This window comes from Amycolatopsis kentuckyensis (assembly GCF_041679295.1).
GTDB classification, from domain to species: domain Bacteria; phylum Actinomycetota; class Actinomycetes; order Mycobacteriales; family Pseudonocardiaceae; genus Amycolatopsis; species Amycolatopsis kentuckyensis_A.
This window is the reverse complement of record NZ_JBGDMD010000001.1, coordinates 285,230-301,735: the sequence shown is the minus strand read 5'-3', so window position 1 is coordinate 301,735 and position 16,506 is coordinate 285,230. Positions and strand designations below refer to the sequence as shown.

At 73.9% G+C, this 16,506-nt stretch carries 16 protein-coding genes; 10 read left to right on the top strand and 6 right to left on the bottom strand.

From position 1 onward, the window contains the following. Nucleotides 1-105: 105 nt before the first annotated feature. From ACERZO_RS01400 to ACERZO_RS01390, 3 genes are read left to right on the top strand one after another with little or no spacing between them, the layout of a single operon-like run. Nucleotides 106-933: an ABC transporter ATP-binding protein gene (locus ACERZO_RS01400; protein ID WP_372660356.1), complete on the top strand. Its 828-nt coding sequence runs from the start codon at nucleotides 106-108 to the stop codon at nucleotides 931-933. A gap of 21 nt (nucleotides 934-954) precedes the next feature. Next, on the top strand, nucleotides 955-1,932 hold the full coding sequence (locus ACERZO_RS01395) for an ABC transporter substrate-binding protein (RefSeq protein WP_372660353.1): 978 nt from the start codon (nucleotides 955-957) through the stop codon (nucleotides 1,930-1,932). After that, a complete protein-coding gene (locus ACERZO_RS01390; RefSeq protein ID WP_372660350.1) occupies nucleotides 1,932-4,010 on the top strand; it encodes an iron ABC transporter permease in 2,079 nt (692 codons plus the stop codon). Before ACERZO_RS01395 ends, ACERZO_RS01390 begins: the two co-directional genes overlap by 1 nt. A gap of 82 nt (nucleotides 4,011-4,092) precedes the next feature. Here ACERZO_RS01390 and ACERZO_RS01385 read toward each other — a convergent pair whose 3' ends face one another. Continuing rightward, on the bottom strand, nucleotides 4,093-4,827 hold the full coding sequence (locus ACERZO_RS01385; protein WP_372660347.1) for an alpha/beta fold hydrolase: 735 nt from the start codon (nucleotides 4,825-4,827) through the stop codon (nucleotides 4,093-4,095). Between the two features lie 53 nt (nucleotides 4,828-4,880). Here ACERZO_RS01385 and ACERZO_RS01380 point away from each other — a divergent pair, with 53 nt between their 5' ends. Further along, nucleotides 4,881-5,543 carry a GntR family transcriptional regulator gene (locus ACERZO_RS01380; RefSeq protein ID WP_372660344.1) on the top strand — a complete coding sequence of 221 codons (663 nt, stop codon included), beginning with the start codon at nucleotides 4,881-4,883 and terminating at the stop codon, nucleotides 5,541-5,543. 64 nt (nucleotides 5,544-5,607) lie between these two features. On the opposite strand, the gene ACERZO_RS01375 is transcribed toward ACERZO_RS01380, so the two are convergent. Continuing rightward, nucleotides 5,608-6,822, bottom strand: a complete 1,215-nt coding sequence (locus tag ACERZO_RS01375) for an FAD-dependent monooxygenase (RefSeq protein ID WP_372660341.1) — start codon at nucleotides 6,820-6,822, stop codon at nucleotides 5,608-5,610. Nucleotides 6,823-7,027: 205 nt separating this feature from the next. Between ACERZO_RS01375 and ACERZO_RS01370 the strand changes: the two genes are divergently transcribed. The 5 genes from ACERZO_RS01370 to ACERZO_RS01350 all read left to right on the top strand — a co-directional run bounded on the left by ACERZO_RS01370 (nucleotide 7,028) and on the right by ACERZO_RS01350 (nucleotide 13,573). Continuing rightward, the gene (locus ACERZO_RS01370; protein WP_372660338.1) at nucleotides 7,028-7,597 is read left to right on the top strand and encodes a VOC family protein; all 570 of its coding nucleotides are present in this window, start codon (nucleotides 7,028-7,030) and stop codon (nucleotides 7,595-7,597) included. A 33-nt stretch (nucleotides 7,598-7,630) separates the two neighbouring features. Beyond that, a complete protein-coding gene (locus ACERZO_RS01365; RefSeq protein ID WP_372660335.1) occupies nucleotides 7,631-8,092 on the top strand; it encodes a hypothetical protein in 462 nt (153 codons plus the stop codon). A 70-nt stretch (nucleotides 8,093-8,162) separates the two neighbouring features. After that, nucleotides 8,163-10,925 carry a helix-turn-helix transcriptional regulator gene (locus ACERZO_RS01360; RefSeq protein WP_372660331.1) on the top strand — a complete coding sequence of 921 codons (2,763 nt, stop codon included), beginning with the start codon at nucleotides 8,163-8,165 and terminating at the stop codon, nucleotides 10,923-10,925. A 272-nt stretch (nucleotides 10,926-11,197) separates the two neighbouring features. Continuing rightward, nucleotides 11,198-12,295 carry a ferredoxin reductase gene (locus ACERZO_RS01355; RefSeq protein WP_372660327.1) on the top strand — a complete coding sequence of 366 codons (1,098 nt, stop codon included), beginning with the start codon at nucleotides 11,198-11,200 and terminating at the stop codon, nucleotides 12,293-12,295. Between the two features lie 18 nt (nucleotides 12,296-12,313). Continuing rightward, entirely contained in the window at nucleotides 12,314-13,573 is a 1,260-nt protein-coding gene (locus ACERZO_RS01350) for a fatty acid desaturase family protein (protein ID WP_372660324.1), read from the top strand. A 2-nt stretch (nucleotides 13,574-13,575) separates the two neighbouring features. Here ACERZO_RS01350 and ACERZO_RS01345 read toward each other — a convergent pair whose 3' ends face one another. The 3 genes from ACERZO_RS01345 to ACERZO_RS01335 form a co-directional block, all read right to left on the bottom strand. Then, nucleotides 13,576-13,965, bottom strand: coding sequence for an ATP-binding protein (locus ACERZO_RS01345; RefSeq protein WP_372660321.1), 390 nt, complete (start codon nucleotides 13,963-13,965; stop codon nucleotides 13,576-13,578). Between the two features lie 81 nt (nucleotides 13,966-14,046). Then, on the bottom strand, nucleotides 14,047-14,241 hold the full coding sequence (locus ACERZO_RS01340) for a hypothetical protein (RefSeq protein ID WP_372660318.1): 195 nt from the start codon (nucleotides 14,239-14,241) through the stop codon (nucleotides 14,047-14,049). Further along, on the bottom strand, nucleotides 14,238-15,113 hold the full coding sequence (locus tag ACERZO_RS01335) for an alpha/beta fold hydrolase (protein ID WP_372660316.1): 876 nt from the start codon (nucleotides 15,111-15,113) through the stop codon (nucleotides 14,238-14,240). The genes ACERZO_RS01340 and ACERZO_RS01335 overlap by 4 nt, the downstream gene beginning before the upstream one ends. Before the next feature lie 56 nt (nucleotides 15,114-15,169). Between ACERZO_RS01335 and ACERZO_RS01330 the strand changes: the two genes are divergently transcribed. Further along, nucleotides 15,170-15,778 (top strand): TetR/AcrR family transcriptional regulator, encoded by a 609-nt coding sequence (locus tag ACERZO_RS01330; RefSeq protein WP_372660314.1) that lies wholly within the window; start codon nucleotides 15,170-15,172, stop codon nucleotides 15,776-15,778. A gap of 3 nt (nucleotides 15,779-15,781) precedes the next feature. Here the strand turns inward: ACERZO_RS01330 and ACERZO_RS01325 are convergent, their stop codons facing one another. Next, nucleotides 15,782-16,477 (bottom strand): SDR family NAD(P)-dependent oxidoreductase, encoded by a 696-nt coding sequence (locus ACERZO_RS01325; RefSeq protein WP_372660312.1) that lies wholly within the window; start codon nucleotides 16,475-16,477, stop codon nucleotides 15,782-15,784. Nucleotides 16,478-16,506 lie beyond the last annotated feature (29 nt).

Sequence of the window (16,506 nt, the reverse complement as noted above, 5' to 3'; positions counted from 1 at the left end):
ACGCTAGCCGGAGCGCGGCGTCTTCGCGCGTTGGCCGCCGGTTCCGGGCGAGATGTGCTGTTTGCCACCTTGTTGGTTAGGTAAGCCTGACCTTATCGTTCTCGCGTGTCCGTCGTCCCCCGCCGCGCCGACAGCGGTGTCCACGCCCGTGAGCTCGACGTCGCCTACGGCAGCGATGTCGTCGTGCGCGCCGCGTCTGTCTCCCTGCTCGCCGGGACCGTCACCGCGCTGATCGGGCCGAACGGCAGCGGGAAGTCGACGCTGCTGCGCGCGCTCGCGCGGCTGCACCCGCCCGTCGCCGGGACGGTCACCTTCGCCGACGGGGCCGACCTGCGGGCACTGTCCGGAAAGGACATCGCCAAGCGGATCACCCTGCTGTCGCAGCAACGGACCGCGCCCGGTGGGGTGAGCGTGCGGGAGCTCGTCGAGTTCGGCAGGCACCCGCACCGGTCCCGCTGGGGCGGCCGCGACCTCGAAGGCCCCGCCGCCGTCGAGCGCGCGCTGGCGCTGACCGGCCTGGCCGCCCTCGCCGACCGGCCGGTGCAGGCCCTCTCCGGCGGGCAGGCGCAGCGGGTGTGGCTCGCGAGCTGCCTGGCCCAGGACACCGCGCTGCTGCTGCTCGACGAGCCCACGACCTTCCTCGACCTGCGCTACCAGGTGGAGATCCTCGACGTCGTCCGCGACCTCGCCGACCGGCACGACGTCGGGGTCGGCGTGGTGCTGCACGACCTCGACCAGGCCGCCGCGGTCGCCGACCGCGTGCTGCTGCTGGAGGACGGCCGGGTCACCGCCGACGGCTCCCCCGCCGACGTGCTCACCTCGGCGAACCTCACGCGGGCCTACGGCATCCGCGTGGACGTCGTGCTCGACCCGGCCGACGGCCGGATCCACACCCGCGCGGTCGGCCGCTTCAACGACACCACGCTCGTCTGACCCATCGAAAACAGGAGAAACATGCGGATCACCCGGATGCTCCTCGGCCTGTCCGCGGCCGCCACGTTCTTCGTGGCCGCCTGCGGCACCACCGAGGAGCCCACCAGCAACGCGGCCGCCACGAGCGGCGCCGGTCCGGTCACGGTCGTCGACTCGCGCGGCAAGGAGGTCAAGCTGCCCCACCCGGCCAAGCGCGTCGCGGCGACCGAGTGGAACGCCGTCGAGCACCTGGTGTCGCTCGGCGTCATGCCGGTCGGCGTGTCCGACATCAAGGGCTACGGCCAGTGGGTGAGCGCCGCCCCGCTCGACGGCACCCCGAAGGACATCGGCACCCGTGGCGAGCCGAGCCTCGACACGCTGGGCTCGCTGGGCCTGGACCTCGTGGTCGTCACCGACAGCGTGACCGAAGGGGCGCTCGAGCAGATCGAGGCGAAGGTGCCGGTGATCGTCATCACCGGCGGCGACGCCAAGGACCCGATCGCCGGGATGTACGCCGGCCTGGACGTCATCGCGAAGGCCACCGGCACCGAAACCCGGGCCGCGCAGCTGAAGTCCGAGTTCGAGCAGAAGCTCACCGCCGGCAAGGCGGAGGTGGAAAAGCTCGGCGCGGCGGGCCGGCAGGTCGCGTTCTCCGACGCCTACGTCACCTCCGGCTCGGTCAGCATCCGCCCCTACACCAAGGGCGCGCTGGTGTCCGCGGTGTTCGGCCGGCTCGGCCTCGACACGGCGTGGACGATGGACGGCGATCCGACCTACGGCCTCGGGCAGGCCGACGTCGAAGGCCTTACGCGGCTGCCCGACGTGCGGTTCTGGTACATCGCCAACAACGCCGACGGCGACCCGTACCAGCAGGAGCTGGCCGGCAACGCGATCTGGCAGAACCTCCCGTTCGTCAAGAGCGGCAAGGTGCACCGCTTCCCGGACTCCCTGTGGATGTTCGGCGGGCCCAAGTCCATGGCGCAGTTCGTCGACGCGGCCGTCGCCGGGCTGAAGGGGTAGTGGTCACCCTGACTGGGCCGCCCGTGGCCGCCGTCCGGCGGCACGGGCGGCTCGCCCTGCTCGGGGCCGGGCTCGCCGCCCTGCTCCTGCTGGGTTCGGCCGTGCACCTCACGCAGGGCACCGCGAACCTGGACGCGCTCGACGTGCTGCGGCTGGTGTTCGGCGGCGCAACCGGCGACACGACCGCCGTCGTCGTCGAGTCGCGGCTGCCGCGGTTGCTCGCGGCGCTGGTCGTCGGGGCCGCGCTCGGCGTGGCCGGCGCGGTGCTGCAGTCGGTGTCCCGCAACGCCTTGGCGTCGCCGGACACCCTGGCCGTCAACGCCGGCGCGCACCTGGCGGTCGTCGCCGTCGCCGCGTTCGGCGTCTCGCTGCCACTGCTCGGCGCGACCGGGGTCGCGTTCGCGGGCGGGCTCGCCGCGGCCGTCGTGGTGCTCGGGCTGGCCGGCGCCGGGGGCACCGGGATCGTGCGGCTGGTGCTGGCCGGCACCGCGATCGCGCTGGCCCTGGTCTCGGTGACCCAGGTCCTGCTGTTGCTGTACGCCCAGGAAACCCGCGGCCTGTTCGCCTGGGGCGAGGGATCGCTGGAGCAGAACGGGCTCGGCGGGGTCCGCACGCTCGGTCCTGTCGTCGGCGTCGCGGTGGCCGCGTTGCTCCTCATGGCCCGGCGGCTCGACCTGATCCACGTCGGCGACGACCACGCCCGGACCCTCGGTGTCCACATCGGACGGACGCGGGTCGCCGCGATCGGGCTGGCCGTGCTGCTCGCCGCGGCGGCGGTGACGCTGGCGGGCCCCATCGGGTTCGTCGGCCTCGCCGCGCCGGCGCTGGCCCGCCTGCTCGCGTCCGCGGTGCCGGGCCTGCACCGGCACGCGGCGCTGCTCCCGGTCTCCGCGGCGCTGGGCGCGGCGCTCCTGCTGGGCGCCGACGTGCTGCTCCGCACGATCATCAGCCCGCAGCGAGCCCTGGAGGTGCCGACGGGCGTCGTGACGACGATCCTCGGCGCACTGTTCCTCGTGGTCCTGGCCCGCGGCGCCCGGATCACGTCGGCGACCGCCGAACCCCCGGCGGCCGGCGCGCGCGGCGGGGTGAGCACGCTCCGGTACGGCGTGGTGCTGGGCGTGCTGGCGCTCGCGACGATCGGCGTCGCCGTGGGCGCGGTCCTGCTCGGGGACGCGAAGCTGCTGCTGGGCGACGTCGTCTACTGGGTCACCGGCCAGGCGGGCCCGCTCGTCACCGGCGTGCTGGACACCCGCGTCCCGCGCGTGGTGGCGGCGCTCCTGGCGGGCGCGGCGCTGGCGCTCGGCGGCGCGCTCACCCAGGCGGTCGCCCGCAACCCGCTGGCCGAACCGGGGATGATCGGGGTCGTCGGCGGGGCGGGCCTCGGCGCGGTCGCCGTGATCACCCTGGTCTCCGGGGTCGGGTTCTGGACGCTGACCGGGTCCGCGGGCCTGGGGGCCGCCCTGGCGATGGCCGTGGTCTTCGCCGTCGCGGCCCGGGGCGGGTTCACGAGCGAACGCCTGGTGCTGATCGGGTTCGGCGTGCACGCGGCGTCGCAGGCGTTGGTGACGGTGCTGATCACGCTGTCCGACCCGTGGAACGAGACGAAGGCGCTGACCTGGCTGGGCGGCTCGACCTACGGCCGCACGTTCACGCACCTGGTGCCGATGGCGCTGGCGGTGCTGCTGGTGGCGCCGGTGCTGGTCCGCCTGCGGCGCGAACTCGACCTGCTGTCCCTGGACGACGAGGCGCCCCGGGTGCTGGGCGTGCCGGTCGCGAGGACGCGGTTGCTGCTGCTGTCGTGCGCGGTGCTGCTGACCGGCGCGGCGGTGGCGGGGATCGGGGTGCTGAGCTTCGTCGGCCTGGTGGCGCCGCACGCGGCCCGCGCGGTCGTGGGCAGCCGGCACGCCCGGTTGCTGCCGGCGGCGGCGCTGCTGGGCGCGATCCTGGTGTGCACGGCGGACACGGCGGGCCGCACGGTGATCGCGCCGGGGCAGCTCCCGGCCGGTTTGCTGACGGCGATCATCGGGGCGCCATACTTCGTGTGGCTGCTGTACCGGCACCGCACGCGAGGCCGCTGACCTGCTTCGGGCGGCGACGTTGCCGCGCCGGACTTCGTGCGGCTCCCCCATCGCCCCGCGCGCGAGGCCGCTGACCCCGCGTTCAGCGGGCGACGACCTCCCGCACGGTGGCCAGCACTTCGTCCGGGTGGTCGAGGTGGACGCTGTGCGTCGCGCCCGGCCAGCTCACCAGCCGGCCACCGAACGCGGCGGCCAGCCTTTCGTGGGCCCGCCTCACCGCGTGACCAGGCTTGCGGTCCGCCGTCACCACGACGGCCGGGATCCGGGGCAGCTCGGACTCGCGCAGGGAGACCTCGGCGAGGCCGTCCACCGCGCGGGCCAGCGTCGGGATGTCGAGGTCCGCCGTCCGCCGGAGCGCGGCCGCGCAGTCCGGGCGCAAGTCGCGCGCGCCACGCAACGCCGCCGCACGGAATCCCTTGGACAGCAAGGTACGCAGCCCCGGCACGGCCGACAGCCGGCCGAGCACGCGCGTCATGCGTTCGATGCGCGCGCAGAGCCGGGCATCGTTGACCGGCGTCGGGTCGAGCAGGACGAGACCCGCGACCAGCTCGGGGTGCGCGCGGGCGAGCAGGACGGCGACCGCGCCGCCGAGGCTCTGCCCGACCACCACGACCGGGCCGACGTCCAGCCGTTCGAGGAACGCCCCGAGGTGCGCCGCGGCGCCGGCCAGTGAACCGTCCTCTGTGGACGTCCCGGTGCCCGGCCGGTCGTGCTGGAGCACGCGCACGCCCGGATCGGCTTCGAGTCCCTCGACCAGGCCCGGGAAGAAGCCGGCACAGCTCTCGGCGCCGCCAGGCAGCAACAGCACGGTCTTCATGCCACATTGTGACACAATCTGAGGCGATCGTGTGTGACAAGAAGGAGGCCACGGTGGCGCCTGCGGCACCCGAGCGGATCGCCGAGGTGGTGCGCGGCGAGCTGCTGGACGGCGTGCACCCCGTCGGCACCCGCTTCCGCGAGGAAGAGCTGGCGGACCGCTTCGACGTGGGCCGGCACACGGTCCGCTCGGCGCTGCGCCTGCTGACCGACCGCGGCCTGGTGGTCCACGAACGCCACCGCGGCGCGGTCGTCGCGCCGCTGAGCCGGGCGCGCATCGACGAGATCTTCGACTACCGCAAGGTCCTCGAGCTCGGCGCGCTGCGGATGGCGCTGGCCCGGGGCGCGGACCTGACCCCGGTGCTCACGGAGGTCGAGCGCCTCGAAGCGCTGGCGGAGCGGACGCCGTCGTGGCGGCAGCTGATGGAGACCCACGGCGCGATCCACCAGGCGATCGTCGCGGCGGCGGGCAACGAGCACCTGCTGGAGAGCTACCGCCGCTGCGAGGACGAGGTCCGGCTGCTGCTGGCGTTCGTCCGGCCGGACTTCGACGCGGCGAGCCTGGCGGCGATCCACCGCCGCCTGGTCACGAAGCTCGGCCTCGGCGGCGAAGCGGCGACGGACGCGTTGACCGAGGACATCGACCACACGGGCCGGGCGGCGTTGCTGACGGCATTGCACCGGGCGGAGGACAGCGCCCACCGGCTCGGCCGCTGACCGCTCCCCGGGGAACGAGCCGCGCGAACCGGCTCGGACGTGGCGGCGCCCACGGCCGGCCGGTTCACCGCGGTGCGCCGAGCCGGTCGGCGGCGGCTCCCGAGTCCGGCACCCCCGCGTAGTCCGGCAGCTCGACGCCGTTGAGCGCGCGCTCGACCAGGGCGGTCAGCGCTTCCACGTCGGGCTCCGGGCTCGGCTCGGCGGCCGGGTCGGCGAGGCCGCGCATTTCCGCGTGCAGCCGGCCGATCTCCTGGTTCGCCTCGACGAACGACCGCATCCGGCGCTCGTAGGCGGCGAACGCGGCGGCCGGGTCCCAGCCGGCGGCGGCCAGCTCGCCGGCCAGCAGGTAGGCGCCGACCAGGGCCAGGCCGGTGCCCTGCCCGGACAGCGGCGACGAGCTGAACGCCGCGTCCCCGAGCAGCGCCACCCGGCCGCTCGACCAGCGGTCCATGACCACCTGGGCGACCTGGTCGAGGTAGAAGTCCGGCGTGTCGGCCAGGTGCTCGAGCAGCTGCGGCGTCAGCCAGCCGAGGCCGGCGACCCGCTCGCGGAGCAGGCGCTTCTGGGCCTCGACGTCCCGGTGGTCGACGTCGAAATCGGGCGAGGCGAAGGAGAACATGGCCATCGCGCGGGTGGCGTCGCCGATCGGCCGCAGCATCGCCGAACGCCCGGGCTCCTGGTGCTCGAGCAGCCAGCGGTCGAGCCCGAACTCGTTGGGCACGCTGTAGAAGGCCAGCACGTGCCCGAGGTGGCGGACGAACTCGTCGTGCGGCCCGAACACCATCGCCCGCAGCGCCGAGTGCAGGCCGTCCGCGCCGACCACCAGGTCGAAGCGCCGCCGGTCGCCGCCCGCGAAGACGACGTCGACGCCGTCCGGGTCCTGGGTGAGTTCGGCGATCCGGTCGCCGAAGACGTACTCGACGCCGTCGCGGGTGTCGTCGTAGAGCACCCGGGACAGGTCGCCGCGGAGGATTTCGATCTCCGAGATGTAGCCGTCGCCGCCGTCGTCCTCCGCGCTGAAGGTCTCCAGGACGGTCCCGTCGGCGGCCACGGTGTGCGCACCGGCGGTCTCGGTGCGGGCCGCGCGCACGGCCTCGTCGAGCCCCATCCGGCGGATGACCTCCCTGGTCACCCCGCGCGCGTCCACCGCCTGCCCGCCGGGACGCAGCCCGGGAGCCCGTTCCACGACGGTCACCTCGGCGCCCCGCCGCCGCAGCCAGTGGGCCAGCGCGGGCCCCGCGATGCTCGCTCCGGCCACCAGCACCTTGATTCCGCTCACTGCGCGCCCCCTGCTCACCGGTCGTCGTCGACGCCCGGATGGTAGCGGGATCGCGGCCCCGGGCGGCGGACCTCGGCCCCGGGCCCTGGCCGCCCGGGGCCCGGGGGTCGACCAGGGTGTCTCCCTGGGGCCACCGGGGCCGGGGCGGAGCACTGTGGACCACAGAGCGGCGAACCCCCGCCGCACCGCCCAAGGAGTTCCGATCATGGACATGAAGCTCGAGGTCGTGGTCCTGCCCGTCACCGACGTCGACCGGACCAAGCACTTCTACAAGACCCTCGGCTGGCGCGAAGACGCCGACATCGACTTCGGCGCCTCCCGCGTCGTGCAGCTCACCCCGCCGGGCTCGGCGGCCTCGGTCCACTTCGGCACCGGCCTGACCGACGCCGCTCCCGGGTCGGTCCGCGGCACCTACCTCGTCGTCGACGACGTCGAAGCCGCCCGCAAGGAGCTCGCCGGCCACGGTGTCGACGTCAGCGAGGTGTTCCACCGCGACGCGACGGGCGCCTTCGCCCCGGGCGCGCACCCCGACCGCGGCACCTACTCGTCGTTCGCCTCCTTCCACGACCCCGACGGCAACACCTGGCTGCTGCAGGAGATCACCACCCGCTTCCCGGGCCGCGTCGACGGTGTGACCTACGGCTCCACCGAAAAGCTCGAGAACGCGCTGCGCGAGGCCGCGGCCGCGCACGGCGAGCACGAGAAGGAAACCGGGAAGTACGACGAGAACTGGCCGGAGTGGTACGCCCGGTACATGGCCGGGCACCAAGCCTGAAACCCCCGCGACACCACCGAGGAGACCGGAAAGATGTCCACGATCCACCTGCGCCAGGCGACCACCGCCACCCCGGAGCAGTTCCTGGCCGCCCTGACCGACTTCGGCCCGGAGCGCGCGAAGCTCTTCGGCCGCAGCGCGACCGACTACCTGCAGGTGCACGGCCAAGGCCCCGGCCACGCCGACGTCACCGAAGGGTCCGGCGGCATCTGGGAGCGGCTGAGCTACGACTGGTCCGATCCGGCCGAGGTCGTCATGCGGACCACCGACTCCAACACCTGGGGCGGCGCGTCCGGCCACACCTACACCTTCAGCCGGCTGCCCGACGGCACCACCCAGGTCGACGCCGTGGTGGTGCGGGAAGGCAAGAACCTCAAGGGCCGGTTGCTCGGCGGCCTGCTCGGGCTGCTGGGCAAGCGCGTGCTCGGCGGCGAACTGGCGAAGACCGCCAAGGCGATCGAAGCGCGGTACGCGGGCGCCCACGACGACGCGTGAGGCGCCGGCCGGCTGCGCTAGGGTTCGGTGACCCGGCGCGGCCGTCGCCGGTCGGTCGTGGGAGGTTCGCATGCCGGGGCGTGGGCCGGCGCTGATCGGGCGGCACGGCGAATGCGCCGCACTCGACCGCCTCCTCGCCAGCGCCCGGTCGGGGCAGGGCCAGGTGCTGGTCCTGCGCGGCGAAGCCGGGATCGGCAAGACCGCGCTCCTGGAGTACGCGCACGCGCAGGCCCCGGGGTTCCGGGTCGCGCGCGCCGCCGGGGTCGAATCCGAGCAGGTGATGGCCTACGCCGGGCTGCACCAGCTGTGCGCGCCGTTCTTCGACCGGCTCGACCGCCTGCCCGAACCCCAGCGCGACGCGCTCGCCACGGCCTTCGGGCTGAGTGCCGGCGCCCGGCCGACCCGCTTCCTGGTCGGGCTGGCGGTGCTGACCCTGCTCGCCGACGTCGCCGAGGACCAGCCGCTGCTCTGCCTGGTCGACGACGCGCAGTGGCTCGACCGGATGTCCGCGCTGGTCCTCGCCTTCGCCGCCCGCCGGCTCCTCGCCGAGCGGATCGCCGTGGTCTTCGCGGTGCGGGAGCCCGGCCGCGAGCCCGACCTGGCCGGGCTGCCGGAGCTCCCGATCGGCGGCCTGGACGAGGCCGAATCGGAGGAGCTGCTGGCCTCGGTGCTCAAGGGACCGGTGGACGGCCGCGTCCGCGCCCGGATCGTCGCCGAAACCCACGGCAACCCGCTGGCGCTGCTGGAACTGCCGCGCACGTGGACCGCCGACGGGCCGGCCGACGGGTTCGCCCGGCCGGAGACGGTACCGCTCGCCGGGCGCATCGAGGAGTGTTTCGTCCGGCAACTGGAACCGCTGCCCGCCGACACGCGGCGGCTCCTGCTCATCGCCGCCGCCGAGCCCCTCGGCGACGCCACCCTGCTGTGGGCCGCGGCGGGCCGGCTCGGGCTCGGCGCCGACCCCGCGGCGGCGGCCGAGGCGACCGGGCTGATCGAATTCGGCCGCCGGATCCGGTTCCGCCACCCGCTGGTGCGGTCGGCGGTCTACCGGTCCGCGCCGGCCCCGGACCGCCAGGACGTCCACCGGGCGCTGGCGGACGTGACCGACCCGGACCGCGACCCCGACCGCCGCGCCTGGCACCGCGGGCAGGCGACGGTCTCCCCCGACGAAGACGTGGCGGCCGGCCTCGAACGCTCGGCCGGACGAGCCCGGGCCCGCGGCGGCCTGGTCGCGGCGGCCGCGTTCCTCGAGCAGGCGGCGCTCCTGACCCCGGAACCCGCCCGGCGGGCGCACCGAGAACTCGCGGCCGCCGCGGTCAAGCGCGACGCCGGCGCGCTCGAAGCGGCGCTCGGCCTCCTCGACTCGGTCGCGGCCGGACCGCCGGACGCCGGGCGCGCCGCCCGGATCGAGCACCTGCGCGGGCAGATCGCGTTCGACCGGCGACGCGGCGGCGACGCGGCCCGGCTGCTGCTCCGCGCGGCCGAGCAGCTGTCCCCGCTCGACGCGAACCGGGCTCGCGAGACGTACCTGGAGGCGTTGGCGGCGGCGCTGTGGGCCGGTGCGGACCAGGACGATCTCGTCGCCGCGGCCGAGGCAACCCGCGCCGCTCCCCCGGCACCCGTGCCGCCACGGGCCGTCGACCTCGTCCTGGACGCGCTGGCCACCCGGCTCACCGACGGCTACCCGGCCGCCGCGCCGCTGCTGTCCCGGGCGGTGGCGGCGGTCCACGCGCTGGACGTCGGCACCGAGGACGCCGGGCGCGTGCTCTGGCTGCTGGGCAACCGGGCCGGCGGCATGATCGCCACCGAAGCGGCGGACTTCGCGGCGGCGCGGGCGTTCGCCACGCGTCAGGTCCAGCTCGCCCGTGACGCGGGTGCGCTCGTGCAGCTGCAGTTCGCGCTCAACTTCCTCGCCGTCAACGAGGTGCTCGCGGGCGAGCTGACCGCCGCGGCGGCCTCGGCCGAGGAGGACCGGGTGATCGCCGGCGCGACCGGCAACGCGCCGGTCGGCTACGGCGCGCTGCTGCTCGCGGCGTTCCGCGGTCAGGAGGCACCGGCGGCCGAGCTGTTCGAGGACACTGCGCGCGACGCGTCGGGACGCGGTCAGCTCCGGCTGGTGACCTTCGCCGACTACGGACGCGCGGTGCTCTACAACGGTCTCGGCCGCCACGACGCCGCGCTGGCCGCCGCCCGCCGGGTGTTCGACCACGACGTCGTGGGGTTCCAGGGGCTCGTCACCGCCGAACTGGCCGAGGCGGCGTCGCGAACCGGGGACGAAGAGCAGCTGCGGGCAGCGGCCGCCCGGTCGGCGGAGCGCGCCTCGGCGGCCCGGACCGCGGAAGCGCTGGGGCTCGACGCCCGCATCCGCGCGCTGGGCAGCACCGGTGCGGACGCCGACCGCCTCCACCGCGAATCGCTCGCGTGCCTCGACGGGACCCCGCTGCGCGTGGACCTCGCCCGCGGCCACCTGCTCTACGGCGAATGGCTGCGCCGCGAGGGCCGCCGCGCGGACGCCCGCGCCCACCTGCACACCGCGCACGAGCAGCTGTCCGCCATGGGGCTGGAGGCGTTCGCCGAGCGGGCCCGGCGCGAGCTGCAGGCCACCGGGGAGACCGCGCGGAAACGCACGGTGGAGACCACCGGCGAGCTCACCGCCCAGGAGTTCCAGATCGCCCGGCTGGCCGCGGAAGGCTATTCCAACCCCGAAATCGGCACCCGGCTGTTCCTCAGCCCCCGCACGGTGGAATGGCACCTGCGCAAGATCTTCGGCAAGCTCGGCATCAGCTCCCGCCGCCAGCTGCGCGACGTCGTCCCGGCCGGTGCCGGCACGTAAGCCGCGCCGGCACACTCCGCGGCGGATCCGCCGACCTCCTGAATGAGTCATTCAGGACCTCCGAAGACCTGAATGACTCATTCAAGACATCCGAAGAGCCGGTCACCGACAGCGGTGTGGCCTGGTGGTGCGACTTTGCCGGGCCCTGTCGCCGAACGAGATGCGACACCAGCCAGCGGCTTCATCCTGCAAGTTGAGTGCACGCCCGTACACTCAATGGGCATGGTCACCTTGGAAGCCGGCGCCGCCCGTCCCGTGCGGGGTGGTGCGTGATGGCCGAAGTGGGGATGCCTCCTCCGGCGTCGCCGCTGCGGCGCCGGGCACTGCGCGCGCTGCGCTGGCTGTTCACGCCCCTGCGGCCCGACGACTACCTCGAACTGATCAACCCGCTGTGGTCGACCCGCGAGCTGCGCGGGCGCGTCGAGCGGGTCGAGCCCGAACGCGGCGGCGCGGCCACCGTGCTGATCCGGCCGGGCTACGACTGGGTCGGGCACCGGCCCGGGCAGTACGTGCGCCTCGGCGTGGTCATCGACGGCGTGCACCACTGGCGCGCGTACTCGCTGACGTCGAGCCCGGACCGCGCCGACGGGCTCATCTCGGTCACGCCGAAGAAGGTCGACGGCGGGGTCGTCTCGCCGTACCTGGTCGAGCGGGCCCGGCCCGGCGAGCTCGTCCGGCTCGGGGAGGTCGAAGGCTCGTTCACCCTGCCCGACCGCCTCGACCGCGGCCTGCTGTTCGTCACGGCCGGCAGCGGCGTCACGCCGGTCATGAGCATGCTGCGGCACCTGGCGCCGGGTCCCGGGCTGCGCGACGTCGTGCACGTCCACTCGGCGCGGGAGACCGGCGGCGTCATCTTCGGCGACGAACTGGCGGAGCTCGAACAGCAGCACGAGGGTTTCCGCCTCGAGCTGCGCATCACGAGCGAGGACGGCCGGTTCACCCCGGCCGAGCTGGACGCGCTGTGCCCGGACTGGCCGGAGCGGGAGACCTACGCCTGCGGGCCCGGCGAACTCCTCGACGCGCTGCGGGAGCACTGGAAGCGCCACGGCGACGTCGACCGGCTGCACCACGAACGGTTCCAGCCGATCGTCGGCGGTGAAGGCGCCGACGGAGACGGCGGGACGGTGCACTTCGCCCACCGCAACGTCGACGCGGAGTGCCCGCCCGGCACCCCGATCCTCGTCGCCGGCGAGGAAGCGGGCGTGGACATGCCCTTCGGCTGCCGGGTCGGGGTCTGCCACACGTGCGTGCTGCCGATCCGGGAGGGCCGGATCCGCGACCTGCGCACGAACGTCGTCAGCGAGAAGCACAACGAGATCGTGCGCACCTGCGTGCACGGCGCCGAAGGCCGGGTCACGGTCGAACTCTGAAGCTCCGGAAGGGAAAACATGACAGCGACGCACCCGTTCGCCCACCTGAGCGCGGACCAGCTCGCCGAACTCGCCCGCGAGTTCGACGGCATCCACGACGACGTGCGCGCCGACCTCGGCGAGCGCGACCGCCGGTACATCAAGGGCGTCATCCGGCTGCACCGGCAGATCGCGGTGGCCGGCCGGGTCCTGCTGCTCGGCTCCCGGTCCAAGGCGGCCTGGGCGGCGGGCACCGGCTGCCTGGCGGTCGCGAAGATCCTGGAGAACATGGAGATCGGGCACAACGTCCTGCACGGCCAGTGGGACTGGATGAACGACCCGTACATCCATTCGTCCACATGGGACTGGGACACGGCCTCGACCGCGGCGGCGTGGAAGCACTCGCACAACTACATCCACCACACGTACACGAACATCCGCGGCAAGGACAAGGATCTCGGCTACGAGATCATGCGGATCGACCCGCACCAGAAGTGGCACCCCGCGTACCTGGCGCAGCCGTTCTACAACCTGCTGCTGATGGCCTTCTTCGAATGGGGCGTCGCGGTCCACGACCTCGACGTCGAAGCCATCCGCGCCGGCGAGAAGCCGCTGAAGGACGTGTGGCACGACATCAAGGGCATCTCGGGCAAGGCCCGCGACCAGATCCTCAAGGACTACGTCGGCTGGCCGCTGGTGAGCGCCCTCGCCGCGACCGCCGTCGGGCGGGTTGTGCGCCCCGAACCCCGGTCACGGCGCCGGGTCCTGGCCGACCGCGCCCGTGGCAAGCGGTTCAAGGGCGCGGTCCGGGCCCAGCTCGCGGCCGTCCGCAAGGAGGGCGGCGGCACGTTCGCCGCGACGTTCTGGGCGGACTTCACCGCGAACATCATCCGCAACGTGTGGGCGCACTCGATCATCTTCTGCGGCCACTTCCCCGACCAGACCTACACGTTCAGCCAGGAGGAAGTCCGCGACGAGACCCGCGGCGGCTGGTACGTCCGCCAGCTCGTCGGCGCGGCCAACATCACCGGGTCGCCGCTGTTCCACCTGATGAGCGGCAACCTCGGCTACCAGGTCGAACACCACCTGTTCCCGGACATGCCCAGCAGCCGCTACGCCGAGATCGCGCCGCGGGTGAAGGACATCTGCCGGCGCTACGGCCTGCCGTACAACACCGGCCCGCTGTCCCGCCAGCTCGGCACGGTGCACCGCACGATCCTGCGCCTGGCGTTCCCGGGCGGCAAGCCCCGTCCCAAGCCCGGCCCCTACCGCGGCGAGGAGCCGGCCCGCGCCGCCTGACCTCAGGGAAGCGCGAGCTCGGCCCAGACGGTCTTGCCGGTGCTGCGCTGCCACTGGCCCCAGGTCACGCTCACCGCGGCGACGGCCCGCAGTCCCCCGCCGCCGGACCGGCGCACGCAAGCCGTGTCGAGGCAGCCGTCGTCGACCTCGACACCCAGCCACCCGGGCCGCCGCAGCAGCCGGACCTGCCGCGGCGGCTCGCCGTGGAGCAGGGCGTTGGTGGCCAGCTCTTCGACGACCCAGACGGCGACGCGCCGCCGTTCGTCGGGCAGGTCGGCCAGGACGCGCTCGGCCCAGGCTCGCACGGTCGCCACTTCGCGGAGATCGTCGGCGATCTCCAGCGCGACGACCCGGAGCTGCTCGTCCGAGCGGGGAAGCTGGTGCGTCGTCATCGGCGGTCGCCTTTCGTCCGGTGGGGTACTACTACCCCGCCGGGAGCCGTCACGAACATGCGTGACGCGGACGTGTGACGCTCACAGCGGCAGCGGCCGGTCGGCCACCACGGACTTCATGACCAGGGTGGAGGTCAGCCGCTGCACCCGGGCAGCGTGGCGCGGACTGGGCGTACGCGATCGCGGCCGGGCTGCGGTGCCGGACCGGGTGGTCAGCCGCGTGTCGGGCGTCGCGCTGATCGGGATCGGCGCGCTGCTGGTGGCCGAGCGGCTCATCCGACGCGCGCCGTTCTGGCGAGGATGTCCGCGGCCACCCGTTCGGGATCTTCGAGGTGCGGGCAGTGGCCGAGGTCGGGGTACTCGACCAGGTCGGCGTCCGGGTCGCGGCTCCGCAGTTCTCGCGCGACCAGGGGTCCGGACACGGGATCGCGCATCCCCCACAGGAACGACAGCGGAACCGGGGTACTGGTGAAAACCGGCTCGAAGCGGTCGCGGTGGGCCGCGCGCTCGGGGATGTAGCGCAGCAGCCGCGCGGTCAGGTCGGGGTCGGCGTCGCCGGCGCGCAACGCGCGGTAGTGCAGTGCGGCCAGGTCGGGGGCCAAGGGGTGCTCGGGAGAGAAGACCCGGGACCAGGACCGGACGAACTGCCGCTCGGTCAGGGAGCGGGCGAGCAGGCTCCCGAGCACCGGCCACAGCGAGGCCCGCTGGATCAGCCGGGGCCGGTACTGGTCGGCGTACAGGCCCGCGTTCAGGAACACGCACCGGTCGATCCCGAACGGCAGATCGCGGGCGAGGAGCTCCGAGGCCACGATGGCGCCGTAGTCGTAAGCCACGAGGGTGACAGCCGTCAGGCCGAGCGACTCGATCAGCGCTTGGGCGAGGTCGGCTTGTTCGAAGACGCTGTAGTGGTGCTTGCGGGGCTTCTCGGACGCGCCATAGCCGAGGAAGTCGAACGTCACGACGGTGTGCCGGCGCGCCGCGAGCCACTCCACCCCCGCCCATTCGAACGACGACGCCGGGAAGCCGTGCAGCAGCACGAGCGGGCTGCCGCTCCCGGTCACCCGGTGGAACACCGCTCGGGGCACACCTCGCACCGGCAGCGTGGTCGTCACGCCCCGGCGGTGCCAGTCCGTCAGCTGGTCGGTCACGGCTTCACCCACTAACCTAGCGATCGTTAGGTTAACGATCGGACGGAGCCGGCCGGATGTCAAGCGAACCGAAGCGGCGGATGCCGGCGGCGAAGCGGCGCGCGGTGATCGTCGAGAGCGCGACCGAGGTCTTCGCCGAACGCGGGTACGACGGGGCGCCGATCGACGAGATCGCCCGGCGCTCGGGGATCTCGGCGCCGGTGCTCTACGACCACTTCCCGTCGAAGCTCGCCCTGTTCCAAGAGGTGCTCGACGCCGAGTACGCCCGGCTGCGCGAAGCCTGGCAGGTCACCTTCGCCGCCCCGGAGCCACTGCGGCAGCGGTTCGCCACCGCGCTCGACGCCTGGTTCGCGCACGTCGAGCGGCGCCGGAAGTCGATCCCCGTCCTGTTCCAGGTCGCCACCGCCGACGAAGGCGCCCGCCGGGCGCAGGTCGACGCCACGCGCGCGAGCCGGTCGGCGTTGACGCCCTTCGTCGGCGGCGTGCTGGCCGCCGGTGAGTCCGATGTGGACGAACTCGACGCCGAGCTGCTGGTCGAGATCATCGCCGCCTCCCTGCGCGCCCTCGCGCTCTGGTGGCACGACCACCCCGGGGTACCGCGCGCCAGGCTGGTGGACGCGGCACTCGACGCCCTGTGGCCGGCCGTCGAACGGCGGACGTCGTGAGGATCACCACGGGGACAACCCTTCCGCGTCGAGGAACCTGCCGGTGGGGTCCGCCGGACCGAACCGCGCGGCCCGCACGATCGGTACCGCACCGGCCTCGACCGGCTGCACGCCCGGGAGCGAGTTCATGCCGGTCGCGGTCGGTCCGGGGTCGACGACGTTGATCCGGAGGCCCGGGTACGCCTTGGCGTACTGGACCGTCAGCATCGAGAGCGCAGCTTTCGATGCCGTGTAAGGGATTTCGACGAGCCGGGACTCCAGCCGGTCCGGGTCGTGGACGCGGCCGAACGACCCGGTGCCGCTCCCGACGTTGACGACGACGCCGTGCCGGGCCTTCTCCAGCAGGGGCAGGAAAGCGTGCATGACCCGGACCACGCCGGCGGTGTTGGTGTCGAAGACCTTCCGCGCGTCGGCGGCGGTCACCTCGGCCACGGGCTTCAGCTCCGGCCGGACGGCGGCGTTGTTCACGAGCACGTCGAGCCGGCCCTGTTCGCGCTCGACGAGCGCGGCCGCCGCGGCCACGGAGTCGTCCTCGGTGACGTCGAGGGCGAGGGCCCGCACGCCCAGCTTCGCCGCCGCTTCGGCGGCTTTGCCTTCGTCGCGAGCGGCGAGGTAGAGGTCGAACCCGGCGGCGGCGAGCTGCTTGGCCGTTTCGAAGCCGAGGCCGCGGTTGGCGCCGGTCACCAGTGCGATGGGCAAGGGATTCCCTTTCGTCGCGCGAAGTTCGG